Source organism: Kosakonia cowanii JCM 10956 = DSM 18146, from assembly GCF_001975225.1.
Classification (GTDB): domain Bacteria; phylum Pseudomonadota; class Gammaproteobacteria; order Enterobacterales; family Enterobacteriaceae; genus Kosakonia; species Kosakonia cowanii.
Window position 1 is genome coordinate 3,072,870 of sequence record NZ_CP019445.1, and the last position, 25,263, is coordinate 3,098,132.

Consider the following 25,263-nt stretch of genomic DNA (forward strand, 5'->3'; position numbering starts at 1 on the left):
TTATCGCCGTCCGCTGCGAAAAATGTCACACCGGACGGCGATCTGCGACCTTAACGACCGGCTTTTAGCTTCTGATAATACTCTTCATACAGCGCGCTGGCGCTGCCAACGTCATTTTGCCACTCGCCCTTGCTGATGGTTTCCGCATCCGGGTAGAGGGATTTGTCGTTAGCCACTTCTGGCTTCAGCAACTTACGCGCGGCAAGGTTTGGCGTCGGGTAGCCAATGGTTTCCGCCACCTGTTTGGCGATCTCCGGGCGCAGCAGGAAGTTAATCAGCTTCAGCGCGCCGTCGACGTTTTTCGCGTTCGCCGGGATCGCCAGGCTGTCCATCCAGAAGATACCGCCCTCTTTAGGCCACACCACCTCCAGCGGCGTGCCCGCTTCGCGCGCAACGAACGCCGAGCCATTCCACACCATCCCGAGATTTACTTCCCCCTCCATATAGGGGTTAGCGGGGTTATCGGAGTTGAAGGCGGCGACGTTCGGCATCAGTTTTTGCAGCTCTTTATAGGCCGCTTCAATCTCTTTCGGGTCGGTGGTGTTGCCAGAGTAACCGAGCTTGCGCAGCGCCATCTGGAACACTTCGCGCGCATCATCCGTCAGTAGCAGGCTGCTTTTATACTCTGGCTTCCACAGATCGGCCCAACTGGTGACGCTTTTCGGATCCATCGCATCGCTATTCACGCCAATCGCCGTTGCGCCCCAGATGTAGGGGATCGAGTAGTCGTTGCTCGGGTCAAAGGGCTTGTTGAGCATCTGCGGATCGAGGTTGTGGAAGTTGGTCAGCTTCGTCTTATCGATCTTCTGAATCATCCCCTCTTTGCGCATTTTGTCGACAAAGTAGGTGGAAGGCACCACCAGATCGTAGGCGCCCTCTTTATAAGTTTTCAGCTTGGCGTACATCGTCTCATTCGACTCGTAGGTCGAGTAGATCACTTTGATGCCGGTCTCTTTGGTGAACTGCTCCAGCAGGCCTGGCGGCACATACTCGGTCCAGTTATAGAAGTAGATCGTTTTGTTATCATCCGCGTGGGCGGCGCTGATACCGAAGGCGAGCGCGCCTGCGGCGAGCAGGTGGCGTGACCATTTTTTCATTAAGATGTCCTCTTAGCTTTCGTCGTATCGCGAGCAATCAGCTGGCTGGCGATCACCAGCACCAGCGACAGCACTAACAGAATCGTGGCCAGCGCGTTCACTTCCGGCGAGACGCCCACTTTGACCATCGAATAAATTTTCAGCGGCAGGATCTCATACCCCGGCCCGGTAACAAACGAGGAGACCACGACGTCGTCCATCGACAGGGTAAAGCTGAGCAGCCAGCCCGCCGCCACGGCAGGCATCGCCAGTGGCAGGATAATCTTGCGCAAAATGGTGAATTCGCTGGCACCGAGATCTTTCGCTGCCTCCAGCATCCGCACATCAAACCCTTTCAGGCGCGAGAAGACCGTTACCACCACAAAAGGCAGGCAGAAGGTGATATGCGAGAAGAGCAGCGACATAAAGCCGAGCTGCACGCCGAGCAGCATAAACAGCACCAGCAGGGAGATGGCCATCACGATATCCGGCGACATCATCACTACAAACAGCATGCCGCTGACAAACGGCTTGCCGCGAAAGCGATAGCGGTAAAGCGCCACCGCCGTCAGCGCGCCGATAAGCGTCGCGAAGGTGGCGGATAACACCGCCATGGTCAGCGAGTGCTGCGCCGCCTGCAACAGGCTGTCGTTATTCATCAGCAGGCCGTACCACTTAGTGGAGAAGCCCTGCCAGTTGATGCCAAAGCGCGAACTGTTAAAGGAGTTCACGATCAGAATGATGATCGGAATATAGAGGTAAGCGTAAATGGCGGCCATAAAACCGCCTCTGAAGAGACGACCGATCATTCCAGCTCCACCTTTTTGTTAAGCAGACGCGCGGCGCGCCAGTAAATCAGCAGCATCAGCCCCATCACCAGCGTCAGGGTGATACTGGTCGCGGAGCCGAACGGCCAGTCGCGAATATTGAGGAACTGGCTCTTAATGACGTTGCCGATCAACAGGTTTTTCGCCCCGCCCATAAGATCCGAGACGTAGAACAGCCCCATTGCCGGCAGCATCACCAGCAGGCAACCGGCGATAATCCCCGGCATGGTCAGCGGAATAATAATGCGCAGAAAGGTTTGCAGCTTGCTGGCACCGAGATCTTTCGCCGCTTCCAGCAGCGGTTTGTCGAGCTTCTCAATACTGGAGTAGAGCGGCATTACCATAAACGGCAACAGGATATAGACCAGGCCAATAATCACCGCCCCGGCGTGAACATGATGCGCACTGGCGTGTCGATCACCCCCAGCCAGAGCAGGAATTCGTTGAGGTAGCCTTTGGTGCTGAGGAAGATCTTCAGCCCGTAGATGCGGATCAGCGAGTTGGTCCAGAAGGGGACAATCAGCAAAAAGAGCAGCAGTGGGCGTATGTTCGCCGGTAGCTTTGCCAGAAACCAGGCAAACGGATAGCCGAGCAGCAGGCAGGCGAAGGTGGCAATCAGCGCCATATTCAGCGAATGCAGCAGCACATCGAAGTAGAGCGGATCGAGTAGCCGCGCGTAGTTATCCAGCGTGAAGACCAGCTTGACGAAGTTGGCGTCGTCGCGGGTCAGGAAGCTGGTGGCGATGATCATCAGGTTCGGCAGGAAGACAAACAGCACCAGCCAGCCGACGATGGTGGCGATCACCGCTTTCTGGAATTTACTTGTGCTCTTCATCAGCCAGCACGACCTCCCAGCTTTCGACCCAGTTGATGGCCATCTTCTGATCCAGCGAGTGGTCAAAGTCCGGATCGTCTTCGTTAAAGAACTCGCTGACCATCACCATCTTGCCGTTTTCCAGCTCAACCATCGACTCCAGCGTCATGCCTTTATAGTTGCGCTCGCGCACATAGCCAATCAGCCCTTCAACCTCGGCGATATCGTTGATCTCTTCGACGCGCAGATCTTCCGGGCGCAGCAGCACATTGAGCTGCTGACCACTCTCTACCGGGAAGTTGACGTAAATATTGCACTCGCGCCCTTCAACGTTGGCACGCACGCGGCTCTCGTCGAGACGCTCAATCACCGTGGCGTTGAAGATATTGATTTCGCCGATAAAGCTGGCGACAAAGAGGTTTTTCGGCTCTTCGTAGATCTCGCGCGGCGTGCCGTCCTGCTCGATGCGCCCGTTACGCATCACCACGATGCGATCGGACATCGTCAGCGCTTCTTCCTGATCGTGGGTCACAAAGACGAAGGTGATACCGAGTTTTCGCTGTAGCGCTTTCAGTTCGTTCTGCATCTGCTTGCGCAGCTTGTAATCGAGCGCGGAGAGGGACTCATCCAGCAGCAGTAAACGCGGTTTATTCACCACCGCGCGGGCGATGGCGACGCGCTGCTGCTGGCCGCCGGAGAGCTGGTGCGGTTTACGCTGGCGAACTCATCAAGCTGCACCATGCGCAGGGCGTCGGTGACGCGCGGAGTAATCTCGGCCGCGGGCGTCTTTTGCATCCGCAGGCCAAACGCCACGTTTTCAAACACGGTCATATGCGGGAAGAGGGCGTAACTTTGAAAAACGGTGTTCACGTGGCGATGTTCCGCCGGAACGTGGGTAATATCCTGGTTATCTAACTGGATATGGCCAACATCGACGCTCTCAAGCCCGGCAATCAGGCGCAGAACCGTGGTTTTACCGCAGCCGGAGGGGCCGAGCAGCGTAAGAAATTCGCCGTTATTAATGGTGAGATTGAAATCGGAGATTACCGTTTTGCCATCAAAGCTTTTGCGCAGACCGGCCAGTTCAACCAGCGGCGAACGCGAACGCGATTGTGTATTCAATTTTTGACTCTGTCCCGTGTTTGCGCATCGGAGGGCGTATCAGATGCGGGGTTTGTGATTAACCACCTTCAGGGTTGTGCACGATTTAAGGCCAGGCATTCTACGGCAAAGCGGTTAAATCGCCAATCGTTGATGGCTTTTCGCCGCTCAATCAGTCACTTTCTCAACTACGTTTAATACGACGACCTTTAAAATATTCTCGTTTGCCGGGTAAAAGTGACCTGACGCAATATTTGTCTTTTCACGCTTACTGATAATGTTGTGACATTTTGTTAGGGGGCTTTATGGATAAGTTATTAGAGCGCTTTTTGCAGTACGTAACGCTGGATACGCAATCGAAGCCCGGCGTGCGGCAGGTGCCAAGCACGGATAGTCAATGGAAGCTCCTGCATTTACTGCAAGACCAGCTTAAAGAGATGGGGCTGGTGGACGTGACCTTAAGTGATAAGGGCACGCTGATGGCGAAACTGCCATCCAACGTCGACAAGCCGGTTCCGGCGATTGGTTTTATCTCCCACGTCGATACCTCGCCCGACTTCAGCGGCAAAAACGTTAACCCACAGATCCTCGAAAACTACCGTGGCGGTGATATTGCGCTGGGTGTCGGCGATGAGATCCTCTCGCCGGTGATGTTCCCGGTGCTGCACCAGCTGCTCGGTCATACGCTCATCACTACCGACGGCAAAACCTTGCTCGGCGCGGATGATAAAGCAGGCGTGGCGGAGATCATGACTGCGCTGTCGGTGCTGAAGACGAAAAATATTCCCCATGGTGATATCTGCGTGGCGTTCACGCCCGATGAAGAGGTGGGCAAAGGGGCGAAGTATTTCGATGTTGAGGCCTTTGGCGCGAAGTGGGCCTACACCATGGATGGCAGCGGCATCGGTGAACTGGAGTTTGAGAACTTCAACGCCGCGTCGGTGACGGTGAAAATCGTCGGCAATAACGTCCACCCCGGCACAGCAAAAGGGGTGATGGTCAATGCCATGACGCTCGCCAGCAAAATTCATGCGCGCATACCGGAAGAGGAGAGCCCGGAGCAGACCGAAGGGTATGAGGGCTTTTACCATCTCACCAGCATTAAAGGCACAGTGGATCGCGCCGAGATGCACTACATCATCCGCGATTTTGAGCGTAAATCGTTTGAAGCCCGCAAACGCAAGATGATGGAGATTGCCAAAGAGGTGGGCAAAGGACTACACCCGGATTGCTATATCGAACTGGCGATTGAAGACAGTTATTACAATATGCGCGAGAAGGTGGCGGAGTTCCCGCACATTATTGATATTGCCCAGCAGGCGATGCGCGATTGCGATATCGAACCGCAGATGAAACCGATCCGCGGCGGCACCGACGGCGCACAGCTCTCCTTTATGGGGCTGCCCTGCCCGAATATCTTTACCGGCGGCTACAACTATCACGGCAAACACGAGTTCGCCACCCTGAACGGCATGGAAAAAGCGGTGCAGGTGATTGTGCGGATCGCGGAGTTAACCGCCGAAAAGGAGACAGTACAGGGTTGATTCTCGGCGCGGGAATCATTGCCGGATGGCATGCATTTGCGGTTTTTGTAGGCCTGATAAGCGCAGCGCCATCAGGCAGTTTGCAGGTGCGGTGCTCATTGCCGGATGGCGGCGTAAACGCCTTATCCGGCCTACGGGTTAGCGCGGTTTTGTAGGCCTGATAAGCGCAGCGCCATCAGGCAGTCTTCAGGCGCAGTGCTCATGCCGGATGGCGGCGTAAACGCCTTATCCGGCCTACGGGTTAGTGCGGTGTTGTAGGCCTGATAAGCGTAGCGCCATCAGGCAACAGGGATTACGAATGGAAAAGGAGTTTCCAGATGTCTGACTATCGTCGTCATTATGTGCCCGGCGGCACATGGTTTTTCACCGTCAACCTGCGCGATCGGCGCAGCGATCTTCTTATCCGCCATATTGATACTTTGCGTCATGCAACCCTCACGGTGAAACACCGGCAGCCTTTTCATATCAATGCCTGGGTTATCCTGCCGGAGCATATGCACTGCATCTGGACCTTGCCCGCAAACGATGATGATTTTTCCGGTCGCTGGCGCGAGCTTAAGAAAGCCTTCAGCAAGTCGCTCAGGCAGAAAGAGATCTGGCAGCCGCGCTTTTGGGAGCACACCATCCGCGATGAGCGGGATTACCGGCATCATATGAATTATGTGTATATCAACCCGGTTAAACATGGTTTGGTGAAATGCACCGAGCATTGGCCCTTTTCCACCTTTCATCGCGATGTCCGCGCCGGAGTGTATCCGAAGGATTGGGCAGGGGAGATAACCGATATGGATGCCGGGGAGAGACGTTAATGCATTGCCGGATGGCGGCGTACGGGTTAGGGCGGTGTTGTAGGCCTGATAAGCGCAGCGCCATCAGGCAGTTTTCAGGCACAGTGCTCATTGCCGGATGGCGGCGTAAACGCCTTATCCGGCCTACGGGTTAGCGTGGTTTTGTAGGCCTGATAAGCGAAGCGTTCAGGCACGGTGCACATTGCCGGATGGCGGCGTACCGCCTTATCCGGCCTACGGTTTGGATGGGGGTTGTAGGCCTGATAAGCGTAGCGCCATCAGGCATGATGCCCGATGGCGCCAGAGGATATTAATCCTCGAAGAACCAGTACCCGCTGTTTACCAGTGCGGCAAGCATGGCGAGGAAGGAGGGATCGTCCAGCGCATCGCCAAACATCTCGCCGGAGATAACGCTATGGCGAGCCAGCGCTTCGAGCGCCGGGCGGTGCGGGGAGTTGATCTTCTCGCCGTTGGCGTACACATCGTCGCCGATGCGCAGCACGCGCAGGCCGCCGAGACGCGCCAGCTTGTCGCCCTGTTTCAGCGCATCGTAGATCTCATCTGGCTGATAGGGCGGCTCTGGCGGCGCGACATCCAGTTCGTGACGCGACTGGGAGATAAACTCACCGAGCCATTCGTTAAACTGCGCCGGTTGATTAATCAGCCCGAGCATCATCTCGCGCAGCTTATCCAACTCCTGCGGCAGGATATCCGCCGGGTGCTCGCGCTCCGGCACGTCCGGATCGCTGTAGCGCTGGCTGCCCAGCTCACGTTGCAGCACGTAATCGGCAAAGCCGCTGATCAGCTCGCGTCCGCTTGGCGCGCGGAAACCGACCGAGTAGTTGAGGGAGTTCTCCAGCGAATAGCCTTCGTGCGGGAATCCTGGCGGAATATAGAGGATATCGCCCGGCTCCATCTCTTCATCAATGATCGCTTCGAAAGGATCAACCTGCAGCAGATCCGGGTGCGGGCAGTGCTGCTTCAGCGGCACTTTATCCCGACGCGCCAGCGGCGACGGCCGGTACCCTGAATAATAAAGACATCATACTGATCGAGATGCGGGCCAACGCCGCCTCCAGGCACCGAGAAGGAGATCATCAGATCGTCGGTGCGCCAGTCCGGCAGCACGCGGAAGGGGCTCATCAGCGCCGCGGCAGGCTGATGCCAGTGGTTTACCGCCTGCACCAGCAGCGACCAGTTGTTTTCCCCCATGTGATCGTAACTCTCAAACGGGCCGTGGCTTACCTGCCATTTGCCATCAAGATGGCTGACCAGGCGGCTGTCGACTTCATTCTCCATCGCCAGCCCCGCCAGTTCGTCCGGGCTAATCGGGTCGACGAAATTCTTAATTCCGCGTTTCAGCACCACCGGGCGTTTCTGCCAGTAGCGTTGAATAAAATCTGGCCAGTTTATCTCTACGTGATATTCCATATACATTTCCGGCAATTAATCATGGGCTGAATAATCGATTATAGCTGGGTTAAGGGGGTTCAGTCGCCCGTTATTCCCGTTTGCTGACGACCAAAAATCACTTCCATGCGCGCGCCGCCGAGCAGGCTGTCGTCGGTCAGGATCTGCCCGCCATACTGCTCGACGATCTCCCGCGCCACCGAAAGCCCGACGCCCTGACCCGGACGCAGCGTGTCGGCGCGCTGACCGCGATCGAACACCAGCTCGCGTTTCGCCAGTGGAATGCCGGGGCCATCATCCTCCACCACAATGTGCAGGGTGTCGTCGCTCTGGTTAACAGAGACCTCAACAAACTCAAGGCAATATTTGCAGGCGTTATCCAGCACGTTGCCCATCACTTCCATAAAGTCGTTCTGCTCGCCGACAAAACCCACTTCCGGCGAGATATCGAGCGTGATATTGACCCCTTTGCGCTGATAGACCTTATTCAGCGCGGAAGTGAGGTTATCGAGCAGTGAGGCGACCGGATGCAGCTCGCGGCTGAGCATGCTGCTGCCGCGCATGGTGGCGCGGTGCAGGTAGTAACCAATCTGCTGCGAGATGCGGCTGATCTGCTCAAGCATTACCGGTTCGGCCTCGCTGACGCTCATCTTGTCGCTGCGCAGCGAGCGCAACGTGCTTTGCAGCACCGCCAGCGGCGTTTTCAGGCTGTGGGTGAGATCGGTCAAGGTGGTGCGATATTTGTCATAGCGCTCGCGCTCACTTTTCAGCAAGCGGTTGAGGTTAAGCACCAGGCTGGTCAGCTCGCGGGTGGTTTCCGGGTTGAGCTGCTCGCGGTGGTGCTCCTCCAGCTCGCGCACTTCGCGCGCCAGATCCTCGATCGGCCGCAGGCTCCACCAGGCCGCCAGCCATAGCAGCGGGATCACCAGCAGCAGGTTGGCGGAGAGCACATAGATAAACCAGTTCCACACCATATAGGAGCGTTTAAGCTCGATCGGGATGGTATCGACTACTACGATGGTCAACTGCGGCATACGCGCGGTGGCAGGGTAGAGGTTCACCGCCACCGAGTGGGTCATTTCGGAGTCGCTGTCATCTTCGCGGATCGCTTTGAGTTGCTCCGACGCGGCGTGATCGTCGTTGATCAACGTGCTGGTGGAGTCAATATCCGCTTCAATTTCATGAAAACCATCGCTCTTCAGCCACTCCGGCTCAATGCGCTTTTGCAACCACGGCACATTCCGCTGGGACCAGATCAGCTTGCCGTTTTTGTCGTAGATAAAGGTCATGGTCGGGCTTTGCAGATCGAGATTTTCCGGCAGGTCGATCTCCAGCTTGTTCTCTTTCCACTGCGCCAGCGTATAGAAGAGGTTGCTCTCGCCGCGCAGCAGTCGAAAGGTGGTTTTATCGAAGCTGACGCTGTAACCGACCAGCGCGACCACGCCATAGGCCAGCGACAGCACCATCACTACCGCGGCGGTGGCGAGTAAAAAACGCACCCGCAGTGAGAGCGGGAAAAGGTGCCGCAGCAGGCGTTTCATTTTGGCAGTTCGAAAAGGTAGCCCTGACCGCGCACGGTGGTGATCACCTCATCGGGATACTGGGCCTGGATCTTTTTGCGCAGGCGACCCATCAGCACATCAATGGTGTGGCTCTCGCGCAGTTCGGCATCGGGGTAGAGTTGCAGCATCAGTGAATCTTTGCTCACCACTTTGCCGCTGTTACGGATCAGTGTCTCCATAATGGTGTATTCAAAGGCGGTGAGTTTGACCACTTCTTCATTGACCGAGAGTTCGCGGCGTGAGAGGTCAACCTGGAACGGTGGCATGGAGATCAGCTGTGAGGCGAGGCCGCTGTTACGGCGCATCAGCGCCTGAATACGCGCCACCACTTCTTCGATGTGGAACGGTTTGGTGACGTAGTCATCGGCGCCCGCACTCAGCACTTCGACCTTATCCTGCCACCCTTCGCGCGCGGTAAGCACCAGCACCGGGAGTGAGACTTCATGGCTGCGCCAGCGGCGGATCAGCGACAGGCCATCTTCATCCGGCAGGCCAAGATCGACAATCGCGATATCCGGCAGGTGTTCGTTCAGAAAGTAATCCGCTTCCTTTGCATCTTCAGCGGCGTCGACCTGATGTCCCAGCTCCTGCAACTGCACTTTTAAGTGGTGGCGCAGCAGAGCATTATCTTCCACAACCAGTACGCGCATCGTCAGACCTCTCCCTCTATTTTTGGAGTGAATAGTTTAACGCTGATTTTGTTACAAGAGGGATAAACATTTACTCAACCGTAACAGGAAGATGCCCTCTTTCCGGCGAAAGAGGGCGGGCAGAGCGGGCGGGGCTTATTTCAACTCATCAACCATGGTGATAGCGCGACCAATATAGTTGGCTGGCGTCATCGCTTTCAGGCGCACTTTTTCCTCCTCCGGCAGCGCCAGGCTGTCGATAAACTGCTTCATGCCTTCGGCGTCAACGCGCTTACCGCGGGTCAGCTCTTTCAGTTTTTCGTATGGCTTCTCAATGCCGTAACGGCGCATCACCGTCTGAATCGGCTCGGCCAGCACTTCCCAGTTGTGATCCAGCTCATCCAGCAGGCGGTCGCGGTTCACTTCCAGTTTGCTGACGCCTTTCAGAGTGGACTGGTAAGCGATCAGCGCATAACCGACGCCGACGCCGAGATTACGCAGCACCGTCGAGTCGGTCAGATCGCGCTGCCAGCGCGAGACCGGCAGTTTGCTCGCCAGGTGTTGCAGCACGGCATTCGACAGGCCGAGGTTGCCTTCGGAGTTTTCGAAGTCAATCGGGTTCACTTTATGCGGCATGGTCGAGGAGCCAATCTCCCCGGCAATGGTCTTCTGCTTAAAGTGGTTCAGGGCGATATAACCCCAGACGTCGCGATCGAAGTCGATGAGGATGGTGTTGAAGCGCGCCATGCAGTCAAACAGCTCGGCGATGTAGTCATGGGGCTCAATCTGCGTGGTGTAGGGGTTCCACTCAATGCCTAATGAGGTGACAAACTCTTCGCTGAACTGGTGCCAGTCCACTTCCGGATAAGCGGCGATATGGGCGTTATAGTTGCCAACCGCGCCGTTGATTTTGCCGAGGATTTCCACCTGGTTGAGCTGGCGGTACTGGCGCTCCATACGGTAAGCGACGTTCGCCATCTCTTTACCGATGGTCGACGGGGTGGCCGGTTGACCGTGGGTGCGCGACAGCAGCGGAATATCACGGTACTCAACGGCCAGCGCTTTCACCGCGTCAATCAGCTGACGCCAGTAGGGCAGGATCACCTCATCGCGGGCGCTTTTCAGCATCAGGGCATGGGAGAGGTTGTTGATATCTTCGGAGGTGCAGGCGAAGTGGATAAACTCAGAGACCGCGTGCAGTTCCGGAACCTCGGCCACTTTCTCTTTCAGAAAGTACTCCACCGCTTTCACGTCGTGGTTGGTGGTGCGCTCAATGGTTTTGATGCGCTGCGCATCTTCAACCGAGAAGTCCGTAACGATTTTATCGAGGAAACCGTTTGCGTGGTCGGCAAAAGCAGGAACTTCCTTGATCGCCGCGTGTGCCGCCAGTTTTTGCAGCCAGCGTACTTCAACCTGAACGCGAAACTTCAGCAAACCGAATTCGCTGAAGATCCCGCGCAGCGCGCTGACTTTATCGCCGTAGCGTCCATCGACAGGGGAAACGGCGGTCAGTGAGGATAATTCCATAAGTCACAACTCCGGGAGGTTAACAATGAGCGAGAATGTGTTTGGCCTGTGTCGACAGGCGATTACGGGAAAACATTAACTGTAGCCGACCGCCGCCCACCTGGTGCCACAGCACCGCGGCGCGGATGCCAGCCAGCAGAGTGGCGCGCACTTTGGCCTGCACCTGCGCGCTTTGCAAAATGGCAGGGGAGCCGGTGACCTGGATGCGTGGCCCGAGCGGGCTGATGACATCAACATAGATGGCAGCCATCGCACTCAGCAGGGTGTCGGATTGCAGATCAAAGTGTTCAAGCTGGCGCTGCAGGCCACCAATGCGGGTGCCGAGCGTCTCCATCGCCGCTTTTTTTGCCGCCAGCTTGCGCTCGAGCACCATCATGCTCAGGGTGTAGCGGGTCACTTCCCCGTTCAGCCCCTGACGGTTGCTGCCGTTGAGCACGCCAAGCAGCGACTCCAGGCCAATGCGCAGGTTGGCTTCGCTGCCGCCAAACACGCCGAGGGTGGAGTCCGGGTTCATATCGATAACGCTATTAAGGGAAACGTGCAGCGCGTCGGCGTCACAGTGGCCCTGGTGCGCAAGCTCCTGCACCAGACGTGCTGACTGACAGATGCCTGCCAGCGCCAGGGTAATGTCGTAATAGTTCTTCGCCACACTTACTCCTTTTTGTGCCCGCGTCTGACTGCATCTGCGCGGGCGTTAGCCAGTCCGATATCGCTAAAACAGAGTTAAACCGGCAGCGGCAGGCGCTGCTCGATAATGCCGCCGCCAAGGCAGACGTCATCCAGATAGAAGACGGCGGATTGACCCGGCGTGACGGCAGCCACCGGCTCGTCGAAACGCACTTCAATGCGATCGTCGTCCAGCGCCGTGACGGTGCAGGGAATATCCTGCTGGCGGTAGCGGGTTTTCACCGTACAGCGCAGCGTGCCCTTGACCGGCTCGCGATCGACCCAGTGCAGCTGCTGGGCAATCAGCCCGACCGACATCAGGCGCGGGTGATCGTGGCCCTGGGCTACGATAAGGATATTGTTTTCGACATCTTTGTCGACCACATACCATGGATCTTCGCTGCCCTCTTTGGTGCCGCCAATGCCTAAGCCTTTGCGCTGGCCCAGAGTGTGGTACATCAGGCCCTGGTGTTCGCCGATCGCTTCACCATCAACGGTGACGATTTTGCCCGGCTGCGCAGGCAGATAGCGGCCGAGGAACTCGCGGAATTTGCGCTCGCCGATAAAGCAGATACCGGTTGAGTCTTTCTTCTTCGCGGTGGCAAGGCCCAGCTCTTCGGCGATTTTACGCACCTGAGGCTTTTCGAGTTCGCCGACCGGGAAGAGGCTCTGGGCGATCTGTTCATGGCCCAGCGTATAGAGGAAGTAGCTCTGATCCTTGTTGCCGTCGAGACCGCGCAGCAGGCGGCTTTTGCCGTCGACATCGGCGCGGCGCACATAGTGGCCGGTGGCAATGTAGTCCGCGCCAAGATCTTCGGCGGCGAACTCAAGGAAGGCTTTAAATTTGATCTCTTTGTTGCAGAGAATATCGGGGTTCGGCGTGCGCCCGGCTTTGTACTCCGCAAGGAAGTGCTCAAAGACGTTGTCCCAGTACTCTGCGGCAAAATTGACGGTGTGAAGCTCAATGCCGAGCTTGTCGCAGACGGCCTGCGCGTCGGCCAGATCCGCCGCCGCGGTGCAGTATTCCTCGCCGTCATCCTCTTCCCAGTTCTTCATGAACAGGCCTTCCACCTTGTAACCTTGTTGCTGCAACAAGTAGGCGGAAACGGAAGAGTCGACACCGCCGGACATGCCGACGATCACTTTTTTTGGGCTATCAGACATAGAATACTCACAACGAAGAACTTCAGGGCGGCGTATTCTAGCACGCACTGCTCGCTCAGGCATCCCCTGTAAACGGCCAGTTAAATTCTGCGATTGTCGCCAGCGGCAGACGCTGACCGCTCTGATAGCAGCGAATACTCTCGGCAACCAGCGGCGAGCGCAGGTTTGACGCGGTGAGGATCTCCTCAGCCGTGACCCACAAACAGCGGTCGATGTCGCTGTCGTGCGGCTCAGTGGCGCACGTTTCGTTAAGCTCGATGGCAAACAGGAAGCGCAAAAAGGGCGTGTTGTCAGGCGCAATCCACTGATGCATGCGGATAAAGTGCTGCGGCGCGGCATCGATGCCTGTCTCTTCCCACAGCTCGCGCTTTGCGGCCTGCACTAATGTTTCGTCCGCTTCAAGATGACCGGCAGGCTGGTTCCACAATACCTTGTCGCGGATCGTCTCTTCGACAACGAGGAACTTTCCCTGCGCGTGAACCACACAGGCTACGGTGACATGGGGTTTAAACATCGATTTCTCCCTGGCAGTTAAGCGTCACGCCATTCGCCATTAGCGAGGTTTACCAGCGTGTAGTTTCCCATAGCGTAGCGGATGAGGCGCAAAGTGGGAAAGCCAACGTGGGCAGTCATGCGCCGCACCTGGCGATTGCGGCCTTCATAAAGGGTGATTTTAAGCCAACTGGCCGGGATCGATTTACGCTCGCGAATCGGCGGGTTGCGCGGCCACAGCCAGGCGGGCTCCTCGACGCGCTCAACTTCAGCGGGCAGGGTAGGGCCATCGTTGAGCGTCACGCCAGTGCGTAATTGTGCAAGAGCTTCTTCGGTGGGTTCGCCTTCGACCTGCACATAGTAGATTTTCCCGGTGCGTTTACCCGGCTGGGTCAACCGCGCTTGCAGCGCGCCGTCGTTGGTTAACACCAGTAAGCCTTCGCTGTCGCGATCGAGACGGCCTGCGGCATAAACGCCGGGAACGTCGATATACGCTTTAAGGGTGCTGCGCCCGGCTTCGTCGGTGAACTGGGGTAAAACATCATAGGGTTTATTAAACAAAATCACGCGCGTTGGCGCGCTTTTTTCAGCCGTTCGGGCGGGTTGTCGTGAGCTGAATCGCTCAAGCTTGTGATTTCTATAAGAAGTTTTCTTCATGGTATTTTCACAGGTTATCAATTGCCGCATTATAGCGGAATCATGATTGCCTTTCATGGCGTCGAACTATCGGTTAGTATTGACGGGCTCATTACAATTCATTAACAAAAAACGGTTTGCTCTGTGTGATTCACGTAACAGGTGAGCGGACGCAGTCTGAGCGCCCCGGCATGAAGTCAGCGAGCAAAACAACCAGAAGCGCTCGAAGGAGAGGTGAATGGAAAGCAAAGTAGTTGTTCCGGCGGAAGGTAGTAAGATCACCCTGCAAAATGGCAAGCTCAACGTTCCTGTTAACCCGATTATCCCGTTTATTGAAGGCGACGGTATCGGCGTTGACGTGACCCCGGCAATGCTGAAAGTGGTCGATGCCGCTGTGGAAAAAGCCTACAAAGGTGAGCGTAAAATTTCCTGGATGGAGATTTACACGGGCGAGAAATCGACCCAGGTTTATGGCCAGGATGTCTGGCTGCCGCCTGAAACACTTGATCTGATTCGTGATTACCGCGTAGCGATTAAAGGCCCTCTGACCACCCCGGTTGGCGGCGGTATCCGTTCTCTGAACGTTGCCCTGCGCCAGGAGCTGGATCTCTATGTCTGCCTGCGCCCAGTGCGCTACTACCAGGGCACCCCGAGCCCGGTGAAACAGCCTGAGCTGACCGACATGGTCATCTTCCGTGAGAACTCCGAAGATATCTACGCTGGCATCGAGTGGAAAGCTGACTCTGCCGACGCGGAAAAAGTGATCAAATTCCTGCGCGAAGAGATGGGCGTGAAGAAAATTCGCTTCCCGGAACATTGCGGTATCGGCATCAAGCCGTGCTCCGAAGAGGGCACCAAACGCCTGGTTCGTGCAGCGATCGAATATGCCATCACCAACGACCGTGATTCCGTGACGCTGGTGCACAAAGGCAACATCATGAAGTTCACCGAAGGCGCGTTCAAAGATTGGGGTTACCAGCTGGCTCAGCAGGAGTTTGGCGGTGAGCTGATCGACGGTGGCCCGTGGCAGAAAATCAAGAACCCGAAAACCGGCAAAGAGATCATCATTAAAGATGTGATCGCCGATGCGTTCCTGCAGCAGATCCTGCTGCGTCCGGCAGAGTATGACGTTATCGCCTGTATGAACCTGAACGGCGACTACATCTCCGACGCCCTGGCGGCGCAGGTTGGCGGTATCGGTATCGCGCCTGGCGCGAACATCGGCGACGAATGCGCACTGTTCGAAGCCACCCACGGCACCGCGCCGAAATACGCAGGCCAGGATAAAGTGAACCCGGGTTCAATCATTCTGTCTGCAGAAATGATGCTGCGTCATATGGAGTGGTTCGAAGCCGCAGACCTAATCGTTAAAGGTATGGAAGGCGCGATTGCTGCCAAAACCGTGACCTACGATTTCGAACGTCTGATGGATGGCGCTAAGCTGCTGAAATGTTCAGAGTTTGGCGACGCAATTATCGCGAACATGTAATCCGCGCTTCATGCGAACAAAGGGTAGAGGTATCAAAATCTCTGCCCTTTATTATTAGTATTTGAACGGTAATGAAAACTAATTATTAAAAACCACGTTTTACGTATGAAAACATCATATATTTTAAATTGCTAATACATGGTCCCACTCACTTATTATCGGATTAGCCAAAAAGAGAGAGCATTTCCAATGAATTATTACTTCGTTGTATCAACACAAATTTGTTAATGGATAGATATTTGTGGCTAAAGTAATTTTGATAAAACCTATCACTATCAAAAAAGCAAATGAATTTATTGCAGATAATCATAGGCATCATAGACCCACCTCACGTAATTCAGGTCGTTGGGCAGTTGCAGCTTATGAAACTGTGACTGGAGAAATAGTAGGTGTAGCTATCGTAGGTAATCCAGTATCTGCAACTTACATGGATGGACTAACCATTGAAATTACTAGACTTTGTGTGGTGGAGAATGCTCCTAAAGGTACTTGTTCTTTTTTAATTAGCCGCTGCTGCTCTATTTGGCGAATGATGGGAGGACAGAAAATAATCACTTATACCTTGGCTAGTGAATCAGGTGCCTCACTTAGAGGTGCAGGGTGGGAAAAAGTCGCAACGGTATACCCTCATAATCGATGGACAGATAAAATCAAAAGAGATGGTATAAAACGGGATTATTTAGAAATATATAAATTGAAAAAATTTCGTTGGGAACGCAACCTTTGCGGAGCAGAATTATGAAAGTTATAGCAGCATTTAGTTCCGATAGCCGGCCACAGTACAAAGCTGATATATTTAGAGTTATGAGTCTTCCCGAAGGTGATGTCGTTCATTTCCGTTACAAAAAAAAATATGTACAAGAATTATTAGTGAAAAAACAAATTTGGAATATGTTAGAAGATAGGAAGGTAATTATTTTTCTATCCCAAGGGAATAATGTAGAATCGCCTAAGAATGCGAATCAACTAAACCATATATCTACGAGAGAGGCTAGTATCCTTTCTTGTGACTGGAGTGCTGAAACTGAGCTATTCCATGTTAGGATGAAACTTGGTTCATTTATTAACGCAAATATTGCTTCCTCTATAATACCTGATAAATTTTTTCAAGAAATTGAAGTTGATATAAAAAACACCAACAATAACTGGAAGGGGCGTGTGGAGGAGATTAAAGGCTCTTTTACCGATCTTATATTTTTTAATATTGAAGGGGTTTTTGATTCAAAAGGATGTAAGGTGAATTCTACCTATAATTCACAAAGCTATTCTCGTGTATATGATCTGTATCATGGAGAAAGATATACAATAAAATTACACTTAGGAAATGTGGGAGATATCAATAAAAAATTACTCATTCAATATAGTGCGGATGATATAGTTATAGCTTACCATAATCCTATTGAGTCATCCGTTGATTATGATGATGTTTTTATACCACTGAATGTCAAAATATCTTCTGTATTCAAAAACTCAAATTTCATCATATTTAAACCTATAAAGGGGAATGACAACGCCACCGCTGAAAACACTTCTCTTGATATCTATAAGATTTCACAGGAGCTAGCATTGAAAATAAATTATCGAAGTGCAGGTGTTTTTGGATTATTTAGCTTGTTAGCTTTTATTGCAGTTGTAGTTTCGAGCGCAAAAGAAGGCTTTGATATTTTCCCATTCTTCAAATACATAGTCTCTGGTTTGTTTGTTTTTATTTCAACGAGTGGTTTATTTTATTTCTTCAATAAAAAATGATGATGAGTCAGCATTTCTGCTTTTCGCTCAAAGCGGACGTTCAGCTTTGTTAGCATGTCCGCTTTGTGCCAGAAGCGGGCATTGCCTACTAGTTGTGCTTTATGCATACTCACGAAACCCATTATTTCACTAACTTGAATGATTTTGCCCCTTGCTTTTTTCGAGTGATTTTAATAGTGGATTATCATAAAGGTAATCCTCGTTTCTTATATTGTCTGCAAAGTGCACCAATATTATCGACTTTTATTCCTATAAAGTATTTTATTTTTTGAATATATTTGCAAGGTGTCATTGCAAATCGCCATATCTTCATTCTTTAATGCTACTGATATCAAAGAGTAATGATTTTTCCTTTCTTTTTCATCAATAATTACACACATGTGAGGTGTTAGTGGACATGTTATTGTTGGAAACCTACTTGCTATAGTATCTGTTGAAATATCATGATAAAAGCCATCGGCAAAGATAAATTCTTTCTCTTTACTTAGGGGGAGATAAATTGACGCTTCGTTTTTAATATGGGCTGTAATGTTTTTAAGCGCATTTCGCATATTAATAGCGATGAATCTATCTTTCTCTTGCACCCGTATCTCATCTCTCAATTTTTCTGCAGTGGCTATGGTTTTATCTCTACGTAGGGGCTTCTAATTGCCAAGGGAATAATTATTTCGATGAGTGGTTCATGATTTTCTGACGAAAAGCAATTAGATTTGGTAGAGCTTTTTTTTCTCACGCTGAAAATGCTCAACCCGAATTTCTGATAATGACGTTATTGTTGCATTTAAATTATTGCTTGCTTTGTCAAAAAAATCTCGAAATTTTGATCGAAACCCGTTCTTTTTTCTGGATTGTCGCTGAGTTTAATTATATGTCCATTTTGTATTACAGCTAAGGATTTGCCGGATGTCGTCAGGGAGGGTTTGCCGCTGAGCGGAATCCGTGACAATACTCTTTAAATCGTCATCACCTGACCGAAAATGATCCAATGGCGCTTGCTGCAGAGGCCTCTGAACTCATTACGTTTACGCAAACTGTCGACGCGAAATCGCTTTCTCGTGCCGCGGCTGAACTGGGCATTCCCAGCGCAACCCTGAGCCGGCGGATTGCGCAGCTTGAAGAAAAGCTGGATGCACGTCTGCTCCTGCGGACAACCCGGAGCCTGGTGCTGACGGATCTGGGTATTATCTTTTATAAAGAGGCCATCATCGCGCCTGAGGCGATAAGACAGGCTGAGCAAAGCGTCTCCAGAAACGGAGGCGGTTTACGGGGTTACTTACGCGTATCGCTTCCTCCCTGTATGAAAAAAAGCTTCCGCACTATGCTGTGAGGCTGCCATTGATAGCCATGGCATTGCACTTTTGCTTGAAGAGTTGATTCGGGAATATTTGCAACTGGTCGCTCTTGTCCCGGTACTGAGAGATATCATCGGCACTGAAATGCAGATTGCAGTGGTATACCCGGATCGTCACTTTTTATTGCCCCAGGTGCGAGCTTTTATCGATGCAGTCTTTAGCTGGGTAGCTTCAGAGCGTGGGGAGAATAAGCGTCGTACGTATGGTGAAGAACAAACAGATAGATCGTCCTGAAGGATAAAAGCGCTGCCAGAGCAGCGCTTTTTAGTAATTAATAATCCTGTGTAAAAGTCAAAAATCAGAAACTTTCCCAGTCTGTATTAGTTGCTGTACTGCTGCCCGATGCGGGTTTTTTTTGCAGCTGCTGTGTTCTGGCGATCGGCGCGCTTACCGTTTTTCCGACATACCCTGTATTTTCATTAAGCGTAAAAGTAGAGACCAGGCTCGACAAGGTTTCAGCCTGCTCCTGCAGGGATTTAGATGCCGAAGAGGCTTCTTCAACCAGTGAGGCGTTTTGCTGGGTAACTTCATCCATTTGCCCGATCGCCAGGTGAACCTGCTCAATACCCTTACTCTGCTCAGTGGTCGCAGCCGCAATTTCGTTAACCAAATCTGCGACCTGACGGACAGCATTGCTCACATTTTCAGTGTTACTTCCCACATTCGCTGCCTGGTTAAGACCCTGCTCAACCTGGGAAACAGAGAGTGAAATGAGATCTTTAATTTCACGGGCAGCAGAGGACGAGCGCTGTGCCAGAGTACGCACTTCAGAAGCAACCACCGCAAATCCTCGGCCATGCTCACCTGCACGCGCGGCTTCTACCGCAGCGTTAAGCGCCAGGATGTTGGTCTGGAAGGCGATACCTTCAATAAGGCCTGTAATATCGGAGATCTTTTCTGAGCTTCCGCGAATCTCTGACATCGTTTCCAGCATCTGGCTGACTGCGCCCGCATTCATGCTCGATAAACTGTTAGCGTTATTCGCCAGTTCGCTTGCCTGAACTGCGCCATCGGCATTCTGGCGCACGGTTTCACTCAGGGTAGCCATACTGGCAGAGGTCTGCTCCAGAGAGGCGGCCTGCTCTTCCGTTCGTGATGACAGGTCTTCGTTCCCTGCGGCAATCTGAGCGGAGCCCGTACTGACCGATTGTGCAGCATGGTTCACCGATAACAGCGTTGTTGAAACCTTTTCCAGCAGGCCGTTAAACGCTGATGCAGTCTGGCCTATTTCATCGTTTCTGTAGACAGTGGCAACCTGAGTCAGATCGAGACTATTACTGACCTCTGTCATGGTGCTCTTTATGCTGTTAAGGCTGCGCTTGATGCCCTGAATAATAGTGATGGAAAACAGACCAAGCAGAAGGATCACCACTGCTGCGGCGCTGGTCATCATCCACCACGTTTTGGCATAAATTGTCTTGTTTTGTTCTCTCAGGGCCTCACCGATTTTTATATTTAATTCAATCTGATTGGTGAAATCGGCTTCCATTTTACGCGATGCAGCACCCACACCATCTTCACTTTTAAGAAGAGACAGGGATAACGCATTGTCGTGGTTTTTTGAGGCCGCTAAGAAAGCAGGTAACGCTGCACGAACGGCTTCGATATTTCGGTATGCCTGCTCGGTCATCGCTTTATCTTCATCGCTGGAAATATCATTTGCCATGTAATAATCCGTGAGCGATTTCAGCGTGTTAAGCAGGCTGTTTATTCTCTCTTCAGCCGCGGCCTGGCCAGCACTGTCTAAAGCCGTCTGGTGACGGTAAAACGAGATGCCCAGCTGGCTGGTGGTGCTGATTGATTTATTCAAATCCTTAATGCTGGGTATGGCATTGACCTGGACATACTCAAAGCGCGACTGGAAACCCGAAATCACGGAAAGTGAGACGGCAACAACCGCGAAAAGTGATATAGCGAGCAAAGAAAATGCTAGCGACAAACGCTGTGTGATAGACATAAGAACCCTGGTGTTATTAGTAAATGGAGCAAAAAGGGGTTATCGACGCCGCTTTTAAAGGCTTTAACGATATTTAATGAATATATTTTTTTTGAAAAAATGGATACTTCCTGAATTTATGCTAGCCAGCTTTTTTTGAGCGAAATTAATTTCATTATCTTCTTTCAGGTTAAATAACTTAATTAATTACTGGTGCGAAAGTGATTGATGCATAACAACAAATATTTAATAAAACAGATCGAATCATAACCACGATACCTTTTAACCTGATGGCTTTCGTGGTTATTCAGGTGGGCAAAAATCCCTTTTAGCCCGTTAATTGAACCCGCTCAACGTGAACTCTTCGTCCGACAGCCAGCCGGGTATATGCGCCCGCGAGTGCCATCGCTACCGTTAATATCAACGGTAACGGCTGGCTGCTGTCGTTACCCGGCAGCAGCGGGCCGAATGCGGCCATCAGGGACCCTTTAGTCAGGCAAGTTTGAAAACCGCAGCCGAGCGGTTCAGATGAGCCGCCTGATCCTCCAGCGATGCGGCAGCAGCGGCGGCCTGTTGAACCAGTGCGGCGTTTTGTTGGGTCACTTCATCCATTTGGGTGATAGCGATGCTGACATGCTCAATACCGTTCACCTGCTCGCCGGAGGCGGTGTAGATTTCGGCCATAATTGCAGAGACGTTGTTGATCGCGGTGACTACCCCGGTCATGGTTTTGCCCGCTTGCGCGACCAGGTCGGTGCCTTCCGATATGCGGCTATTCGAGGCTTCAATCAGTGCCTTAATCTCTTTTGCCGCCGTTGCGCTGCGCTGGGCAAGCGCGCGCACTTCGCTTGCCACTACGGCGAAGCCACGGCCTTGCTCACCGGCGCGGGCTGCTTCCACCGCAGCATTAAGCGCCAGGATGTTGGTCTGGAAAGCGATGCTTTCAATGGTGCTGATGATATCGCCCACGCTTTTCGAGCTGTCAAAGATAGCCGCCATGGTGGTGACGACTTTATCCACAACTTTGCCTCCCTGCTGCGCGACGTCGGACGCGTCAGACGCAAGGCTGCTGGCGTTTTGCGCGTTAGAGGCATTTTGCCTTACTGTCGCCGTCAGTTGCTCCATGCTGGCTGAGGTTTCTTCCAGTGAGGCAGCCTGCTGTTCCGTTCGTACAGAGAGATCGGTATTACCCATCGCGACCTCTTTAGACGCGCTGTCGATAGAGGTCGCGGCGGTCTGGATATCAGAGACGACTTTTTTGAGCTGCTCCTGCATGGCGGTCAGGGTGACGATCAGAACACCGGCTTCATCTTTTGAACGAGCGACCAGGCGGGTGGAGAGATCGCCCGAGGCAATCGCCTTCGCTGCGTTTACCGCTTCCCCAAGCGGAAGGGTGATGGAACGGGCGAGGGCATAGCCCAAACCTGAAGCGATAAGTACACCTAACAGCGCGCCGATAAACAACGCCAGCCGGGTCTGCGTTTCAACGGAGTCGACAGAACCCTGACGCTCGCCGAGCAGTTTTTTTTCATTGTTGACGATTTCATCAATGGTGGCGCGCATTTGATCCATCTGCTGCTTGCCGGTGTTAGCTTCGAAGGCGGCATTGAAATCGGCCTGCGTCATGGTCCCGGCATTGAGTGCACGACGATGATCCAGCAATTCAGTAACAAACTTATTCCCCCACTCTTGCTCCTGCTGAAGCAAATTATTCAGGCGATCCTGCTGAGTAGGGTTATCAGAAGTTAAGCTTTTCGTTTCCTGCAAAACTTTAACGAAATCCTCTTTGCCTGAGCTCCACGGAGCCAGCATTTCCTCTTTGCCATTAATGGCATAGCCGCGTAGTCCGGTTTCCATATTTACCAGGTCCTGGGTCAAGGCACGGCTTTTATCAATGACGCGCCAGCTATGTATATTCCATTCGTTGGTACTGACAATTCTGGAAAAGTTATTGTAGAAAGTGGCGCAGAGTAATAGCAGCAAAATTAAAACGGCACCAAAGGCAAAAAAGAACTTTTTCTTGATAGGTAAATTTTTGAACATTTGAACCTCGTTCTACAGAGAAAGACAGAGCAGCTCCATGAGCCCTAAAACAGATAAGTTATCGGCATCGATTAATCTGTCTTTAACTAAAACTCGGCTAACTACAGGCAACGAAGAATATATCCTTTTTGCTTTTTTTCTATGCGTCTGATTTTAAGGAGATAGCTCACTGCAAACGCAAGGGGTGAAGCAGGATATATCGTTTGCGCTGGCGGTGTGGCGCAAGCGGTGCAGTGCAGCGCTGTATCAGCCAGCAAAATCAGAAAGAAATTCTGTGTCTTACATACACAGGATTTCACCATTTTAATTTTCCCTGACGCGCTACAAAAATGAGGCTCTGCCCGTAGAGAGGGATTAATAAGTCAGACTACGACGTTGTGGTTATTTTCTGATAAACAGTGACTTTCTTCATGGATATAAGTTCGATGAACCCTGCTCTTTTGTTAAAGCCTGTTCCAGAAAATGAATCGCGTTATTTAACGCCTGGTCGGCTTCCGGCAGAGTACCGGCCAGAAGATGCCATACATGAAACATCCCAGGCCACACTTCGAGCGTTGTCCGTACGCGCGCTTCGCCTAAATTTGCAGCCAGCCTGATAGCATCGCTCAGCATGACCTCATTCTCACCTATCTGGATGAGGATGGGTGCAAGCCCCTGGACATTCGCATAAACCGGGGAGGCATCAGGATGGGTGGCAAGCTCTCTCGCCAGAAAGCATCTTGCCAGCCTGTTAAGAAAGTCGACGTTACAAAGGGGATCAATCCCGTCACGGGTCGTCGCAGATAAACCGCTATGGATAAGATTAGCCCAGGGCGAGATAGCCACGCCTGCGGCCGGAAGCGGAATACCCGCGTCACGGGCCTTGCGCATGATCGTCACCACCATCGCGCCACCGGCTGAATCGCCTGTTAGCACGAGATTTTCAGGCTGAACACCGCTATCGAGAAGGGCACGATAAGCTGAAAAAACATCATCTATTGGCGTTGGGAAAGGGAATTCAGGCGCCTGCCGGTAATCTGGGGTGTACACCCTGGCTTTTAGTGCCTTAGCGATACGTCCAGTAAGGCCGCGGTATGCTTCGACCCCGCCATGGACATAGCCGCCGCCATGAATATAAAGCACCACTCTGCTGCCAATATGTTCATGCCTCTCACTGATCATCGCGGGCGTATTGCCTAACGTGCTTGTTTTGTAGGAGACCCCTTCGATCGCAGGGAAGATTTTTTCGAGCCCCTGCATATAGTGGGCACGAACTTCAGGCCAGCTGGCTTCTGACGTACCGTATACCTTTTCGACAACCGGACCAGCCGCACTGATCCATCCATCCAGAGTTTTTTGAGCGTTTTTCGACAACATTATTGAATCCTCACTGATTGAAATTCTACAATCTGAGTATATTTAAATGATTGGCGAAAAAAGTTCCCCAATGACGGGCAGAAAAATCGCGTCGCCAGAGAGTGCTGGCTCAGCTCTGGAAATTAACGCATTACGTATCTTTGTTGCTGTGGCAGAGTCGGGCAGTTTTGTTGCTGGCGGTAAGGCAATGGGGGTGACGCGCTCTGCCGCGGGCAAAGCCATTGCGCGTTTAGAAGCTTACCTTGAGACCCGGCTTTTTCAGCGTACAACCCGCCGTTTGTCGCTTACGACAGAGGGGCACGAATTTTATCATCGTTGCTGCCAGATACTGGAAGATTTAGACGAAGCTGAAGCGACTATCCGTCAGAATCTGCCGTTGCCGAAAGGCATCCTCAGACTGACCGTTTCAGAAGGCTACGGCAAAATGATCGTTCTGCCCTTTATCAACGAATTTTTGCGGGCCTCGCCAGATATAAGTATTGAAATCAGCTTCAGCGATCGGGTTGTTGACCTCGTAGAAGAGGGGTTCGATCTTGCAATACGTGTAGGCAACGCAACCACCAGTTATCAATACATCACCCAGGTGATCGACAGAACAAGCCCACAACTTTGGGCTTCACCTGATTATCTCCGTCAGGCAGGCATGCCTGAATCACTTGCTGAGCTTAAAGACCACCGTCGACTCGTTTATGGTCTGGGCGCGGCTTCCACCGCATGGACTCTCGTTGATAAAGCGCAGGGACAGGTAACAGTGAACGGCCGCAATCACGTCAGGTTTGACAGCGGGGATGCCATTCGTACAGCAGCTATAGCCGGGCTGGGTATCGGATTTCTCCCCTCATTTATGGTTGAGAAGGATATTCAGGAAGGACGCCTGGCCCAGGTGCTGCCCGACACGCAAGGCGAAGAAGTGGCTATCCATGCTATCTACCCCAACCGGCGACATCTTCCTGTCAGGGTGCGGGCTTTTATTGATAGCTTTAAATCTTTCCTCAGTAACAGATTAAGCAGCGGCACATGACGCTGTATTGTTCGGGAACTCTACGCTGCCAGAAAGGGACGTGTTCATTCCTGCCCATCCCCGGCACCGAAGTTTTTAAAA

The 25,263-nt window shown here is 52.5% G+C and carries 21 protein-coding genes and 3 pseudogenes; 7 read left to right on the top strand and 17 right to left on the bottom strand.

The genetic code is table 11. The annotated features are described in order from the left end of the window. Positions 1–50: 50 nt before the first annotated feature. The 4 genes and pseudogenes from potD to potA form a co-directional block, all read right to left on the bottom strand. Complete coding sequence (potD, locus tag BWI95_RS14445; protein WP_076769701.1) at positions 51–1,097, bottom strand: spermidine/putrescine ABC transporter substrate-binding protein PotD; 1,047 nt, start codon at positions 1,095–1,097, stop codon at positions 51–53. Then, positions 1,097–1,885: a spermidine/putrescine ABC transporter permease PotC gene (gene potC, locus BWI95_RS14450; protein ID WP_023481287.1), complete on the bottom strand. Its 789-nt coding sequence runs from the start codon at positions 1,883–1,885 to the stop codon at positions 1,097–1,099. The genes potD and potC overlap by 1 nt, the downstream gene beginning before the upstream one ends. Further along, a pseudogene (gene potB / locus BWI95_RS14455) lies at positions 1,882–2,738 on the bottom strand (spermidine/putrescine ABC transporter permease PotB). Before potB ends, potC begins: the two are co-directional and overlap by 4 nt. Further along, positions 2,722–3,839 (bottom strand): annotated as a pseudogene (gene potA, locus BWI95_RS14460) (spermidine/putrescine ABC transporter ATP-binding protein PotA). Before potA ends, potB begins: the two co-directional pseudogenes overlap by 17 nt. Before the next feature lie 284 nt (positions 3,840–4,123). On the opposite strand from potA, the gene pepT reads away from it, so the two are divergent. Together pepT and BWI95_RS14470 are read left to right on the top strand one after the other, a co-directional pair. Next, a complete protein-coding gene (gene pepT / locus BWI95_RS14465) occupies positions 4,124–5,362 on the top strand; it encodes a peptidase T (RefSeq protein WP_076769702.1) in 1,239 nt (412 codons plus the stop codon). A 317-nt stretch (positions 5,363–5,679) separates the two neighbouring features. Beyond that, positions 5,680–6,171 carry an REP-associated tyrosine transposase gene (locus BWI95_RS14470; RefSeq protein ID WP_054803894.1) on the top strand — a complete coding sequence of 164 codons (492 nt, stop codon included), beginning with the start codon at positions 5,680–5,682 and terminating at the stop codon, positions 6,169–6,171. Between the two features lie 289 nt (positions 6,172–6,460). Here the strand turns inward: BWI95_RS14470 and BWI95_RS14475 are convergent. The 8 genes and pseudogenes from BWI95_RS14475 to rluE all read right to left on the bottom strand — a co-directional run bounded on the left by BWI95_RS14475 (position 6,461) and on the right by rluE (position 14,287). Beyond that, positions 6,461–7,581 (bottom strand): annotated as a pseudogene (locus BWI95_RS14475) (ribosomal protein uL16 3-hydroxylase). 59 nt (positions 7,582–7,640) lie between these two features. Continuing rightward, positions 7,641–9,101, bottom strand: coding sequence for a two-component system sensor histidine kinase PhoQ (gene phoQ, locus BWI95_RS14480; RefSeq protein ID WP_054802947.1), 1,461 nt, complete (start codon positions 9,099–9,101; stop codon positions 7,641–7,643). Then, positions 9,098–9,772 carry a two-component system response regulator PhoP gene (phoP, locus tag BWI95_RS14485; protein WP_023481368.1) on the bottom strand — a complete coding sequence of 225 codons (675 nt, stop codon included), beginning with the start codon at positions 9,770–9,772 and terminating at the stop codon, positions 9,098–9,100. The genes phoQ and phoP overlap by 4 nt, the downstream gene beginning before the upstream one ends. Before the next feature lie 135 nt (positions 9,773–9,907). Then, positions 9,908–11,278: an adenylosuccinate lyase gene (gene purB, locus BWI95_RS14490; RefSeq protein ID WP_054802946.1), complete on the bottom strand. Its 1,371-nt coding sequence runs from the start codon at positions 11,276–11,278 to the stop codon at positions 9,908–9,910. Between the two features lie 19 nt (positions 11,279–11,297). Next, the gene (gene hflD, locus BWI95_RS14495; RefSeq protein WP_042717549.1) at positions 11,298–11,927 is read right to left on the bottom strand and encodes a high frequency lysogenization protein HflD; all 630 of its coding nucleotides are present in this window, start codon (positions 11,925–11,927) and stop codon (positions 11,298–11,300) included. 74 nt (positions 11,928–12,001) lie between these two features. Then, on the bottom strand, positions 12,002–13,108 hold the full coding sequence (mnmA, locus tag BWI95_RS14500) for a tRNA 2-thiouridine(34) synthase MnmA (RefSeq protein ID WP_076769703.1): 1,107 nt from the start codon (positions 13,106–13,108) through the stop codon (positions 12,002–12,004). Positions 13,109–13,163: 55 nt separating this feature from the next. Beyond that, positions 13,164–13,622, bottom strand: a complete 459-nt coding sequence (locus BWI95_RS14505) for an NUDIX hydrolase (RefSeq protein WP_054802945.1) — start codon at positions 13,620–13,622, stop codon at positions 13,164–13,166. Between the two features lie 17 nt (positions 13,623–13,639). Then, positions 13,640–14,287: a 23S rRNA pseudouridine(2457) synthase RluE gene (gene rluE / locus BWI95_RS14510; protein ID WP_076770319.1), complete on the bottom strand. Its 648-nt coding sequence runs from the start codon at positions 14,285–14,287 to the stop codon at positions 13,640–13,642. 187 nt (positions 14,288–14,474) lie between these two features. Here rluE and icd point away from each other — a divergent pair, with 187 nt between their 5' ends. The 3 genes from icd to BWI95_RS14530 all read left to right on the top strand — a co-directional run bounded on the left by icd (position 14,475) and on the right by BWI95_RS14530 (position 17,474). Further along, the gene (gene icd / locus BWI95_RS14520) at positions 14,475–15,725 is read left to right on the top strand and encodes an NADP-dependent isocitrate dehydrogenase (RefSeq protein WP_023481567.1); all 1,251 of its coding nucleotides are present in this window, start codon (positions 14,475–14,477) and stop codon (positions 15,723–15,725) included. A 241-nt stretch (positions 15,726–15,966) separates the two neighbouring features. Then, entirely contained in the window at positions 15,967–16,467 is a 501-nt protein-coding gene (locus BWI95_RS14525) for an XF1762 family protein (RefSeq protein WP_232374365.1), read from the top strand. Continuing rightward, positions 16,464–17,474, top strand: a complete 1,011-nt coding sequence (locus BWI95_RS14530; protein ID WP_076769704.1) for a hypothetical protein — start codon at positions 16,464–16,466, stop codon at positions 17,472–17,474. Before BWI95_RS14525 ends, BWI95_RS14530 begins: the two co-directional genes overlap by 4 nt. Before the next feature lie 233 nt (positions 17,475–17,707). Here BWI95_RS14530 and BWI95_RS23325 read toward each other — a convergent pair whose 3' ends face one another. Next, entirely contained in the window at positions 17,708–18,058 is a 351-nt protein-coding gene (locus BWI95_RS23325; RefSeq protein ID WP_156884913.1) for a hypothetical protein, read from the bottom strand. Between the two features lie 401 nt (positions 18,059–18,459). On the opposite strand from BWI95_RS23325, the gene BWI95_RS23750 reads away from it, so the two are divergent. Next, positions 18,460–18,801: a LysR family transcriptional regulator gene (locus BWI95_RS23750; protein ID WP_232374366.1), complete on the top strand. Its 342-nt coding sequence runs from the start codon at positions 18,460–18,462 to the stop codon at positions 18,799–18,801. A 323-nt stretch (positions 18,802–19,124) separates the two neighbouring features. Here BWI95_RS23750 and BWI95_RS14540 read toward each other — a convergent pair whose 3' ends face one another. The 4 genes from BWI95_RS14540 to BWI95_RS14550 form a co-directional block, all read right to left on the bottom strand. Next, positions 19,125–20,783 (bottom strand): methyl-accepting chemotaxis protein, encoded by a 1,659-nt coding sequence (locus BWI95_RS14540; RefSeq protein ID WP_054802942.1) that lies wholly within the window; start codon positions 20,781–20,783, stop codon positions 19,125–19,127. A 307-nt stretch (positions 20,784–21,090) separates the two neighbouring features. Next, positions 21,091–21,240, bottom strand: coding sequence for a hypothetical protein (locus BWI95_RS23330; RefSeq protein ID WP_156884914.1), 150 nt, complete (start codon positions 21,238–21,240; stop codon positions 21,091–21,093). A 14-nt stretch (positions 21,241–21,254) separates the two neighbouring features. Further along, complete coding sequence (locus tag BWI95_RS14545; RefSeq protein ID WP_076769705.1) at positions 21,255–22,805, bottom strand: methyl-accepting chemotaxis protein; 1,551 nt, start codon at positions 22,803–22,805, stop codon at positions 21,255–21,257. Positions 22,806–23,213: 408 nt separating this feature from the next. Next, positions 23,214–24,161, bottom strand: coding sequence for an alpha/beta hydrolase (locus BWI95_RS14550; protein WP_076769706.1), 948 nt, complete (start codon positions 24,159–24,161; stop codon positions 23,214–23,216). A 70-nt stretch (positions 24,162–24,231) separates the two neighbouring features. Between BWI95_RS14550 and BWI95_RS14555 the strand changes: the two genes are divergently transcribed. Further along, positions 24,232–25,182 carry a LysR family transcriptional regulator gene (locus BWI95_RS14555; RefSeq protein WP_054802953.1) on the top strand — a complete coding sequence of 317 codons (951 nt, stop codon included), beginning with the start codon at positions 24,232–24,234 and terminating at the stop codon, positions 25,180–25,182. The last annotated feature ends 81 nt before the right edge of the window (positions 25,183–25,263 follow it).

What these genes read in the sequence shown, in the direction of transcription:
- phoQ (WP_054802947.1), bottom strand. Translation starts at nt 9,101, where the DNA reads ATGAAACGCCTGCTGCGGCACCTTTTCCCGCTCTCACTGCGGGTGCGT.
- BWI95_RS14470 (WP_054803894.1), top strand. Translation starts at nt 5,680, where the DNA reads ATGTCTGACTATCGTCGTCATTATGTGCCCGGCGGCACATGGTTTTTC.
- BWI95_RS14505 (WP_054802945.1), bottom strand. Translation starts at nt 13,622, where the DNA reads ATGTTTAAACCCCATGTCACCGTAGCCTGTGTGGTTCACGCGCAGGGA.
- potD (WP_076769701.1), bottom strand. Translation starts at nt 1,097, where the DNA reads ATGAAAAAATGGTCACGCCACCTGCTCGCCGCAGGCGCGCTCGCCTTC.
- BWI95_RS14530 (WP_076769704.1), top strand. Translation starts at nt 16,464, where the DNA reads ATGAAAGTTATAGCAGCATTTAGTTCCGATAGCCGGCCACAGTACAAA.
- icd (WP_023481567.1), top strand. Translation starts at nt 14,475, where the DNA reads ATGGAAAGCAAAGTAGTTGTTCCGGCGGAAGGTAGTAAGATCACCCTG.
- purB (WP_054802946.1), bottom strand. Translation starts at nt 11,278, where the DNA reads ATGGAATTATCCTCACTGACCGCCGTTTCCCCTGTCGATGGACGCTAC.
- BWI95_RS23750 (WP_232374366.1), top strand. Translation starts at nt 18,460, where the DNA reads ATGGCGCTTGCTGCAGAGGCCTCTGAACTCATTACGTTTACGCAAACT.
- phoP (WP_023481368.1), bottom strand. Translation starts at nt 9,772, where the DNA reads ATGCGCGTACTGGTTGTGGAAGATAATGCTCTGCTGCGCCACCACTTA.
- BWI95_RS23330 (WP_156884914.1), bottom strand. Translation starts at nt 21,240, where the DNA reads ATGGCCGCATTCGGCCCGCTGCTGCCGGGTAACGACAGCAGCCAGCCG.
- mnmA (WP_076769703.1), bottom strand. Translation starts at nt 13,108, where the DNA reads ATGTCTGATAGCCCAAAAAAAGTGATCGTCGGCATGTCCGGCGGTGTC.
- BWI95_RS14555 (WP_054802953.1), top strand. Translation starts at nt 24,232, where the DNA reads ATGACGGGCAGAAAAATCGCGTCGCCAGAGAGTGCTGGCTCAGCTCTG.
- BWI95_RS14540 (WP_054802942.1), bottom strand. Translation starts at nt 20,783, where the DNA reads ATGTCTATCACACAGCGTTTGTCGCTAGCATTTTCTTTGCTCGCTATA.
- pepT (WP_076769702.1), top strand. Translation starts at nt 4,124, where the DNA reads ATGGATAAGTTATTAGAGCGCTTTTTGCAGTACGTAACGCTGGATACG.
- BWI95_RS14550 (WP_076769706.1), bottom strand. Translation starts at nt 24,161, where the DNA reads ATGTTGTCGAAAAACGCTCAAAAAACTCTGGATGGATGGATCAGTGCG.
- BWI95_RS14545 (WP_076769705.1), bottom strand. Translation starts at nt 22,805, where the DNA reads ATGTTCAAAAATTTACCTATCAAGAAAAAGTTCTTTTTTGCCTTTGGT.
- potC (WP_023481287.1), bottom strand. Translation starts at nt 1,885, where the DNA reads ATGATCGGTCGTCTCTTCAGAGGCGGTTTTATGGCCGCCATTTACGCT.
- rluE (WP_076770319.1), bottom strand. Translation starts at nt 14,287, where the DNA reads ATGCGGCAATTGATAACCTGTGAAAATACCATGAAGAAAACTTCTTAT.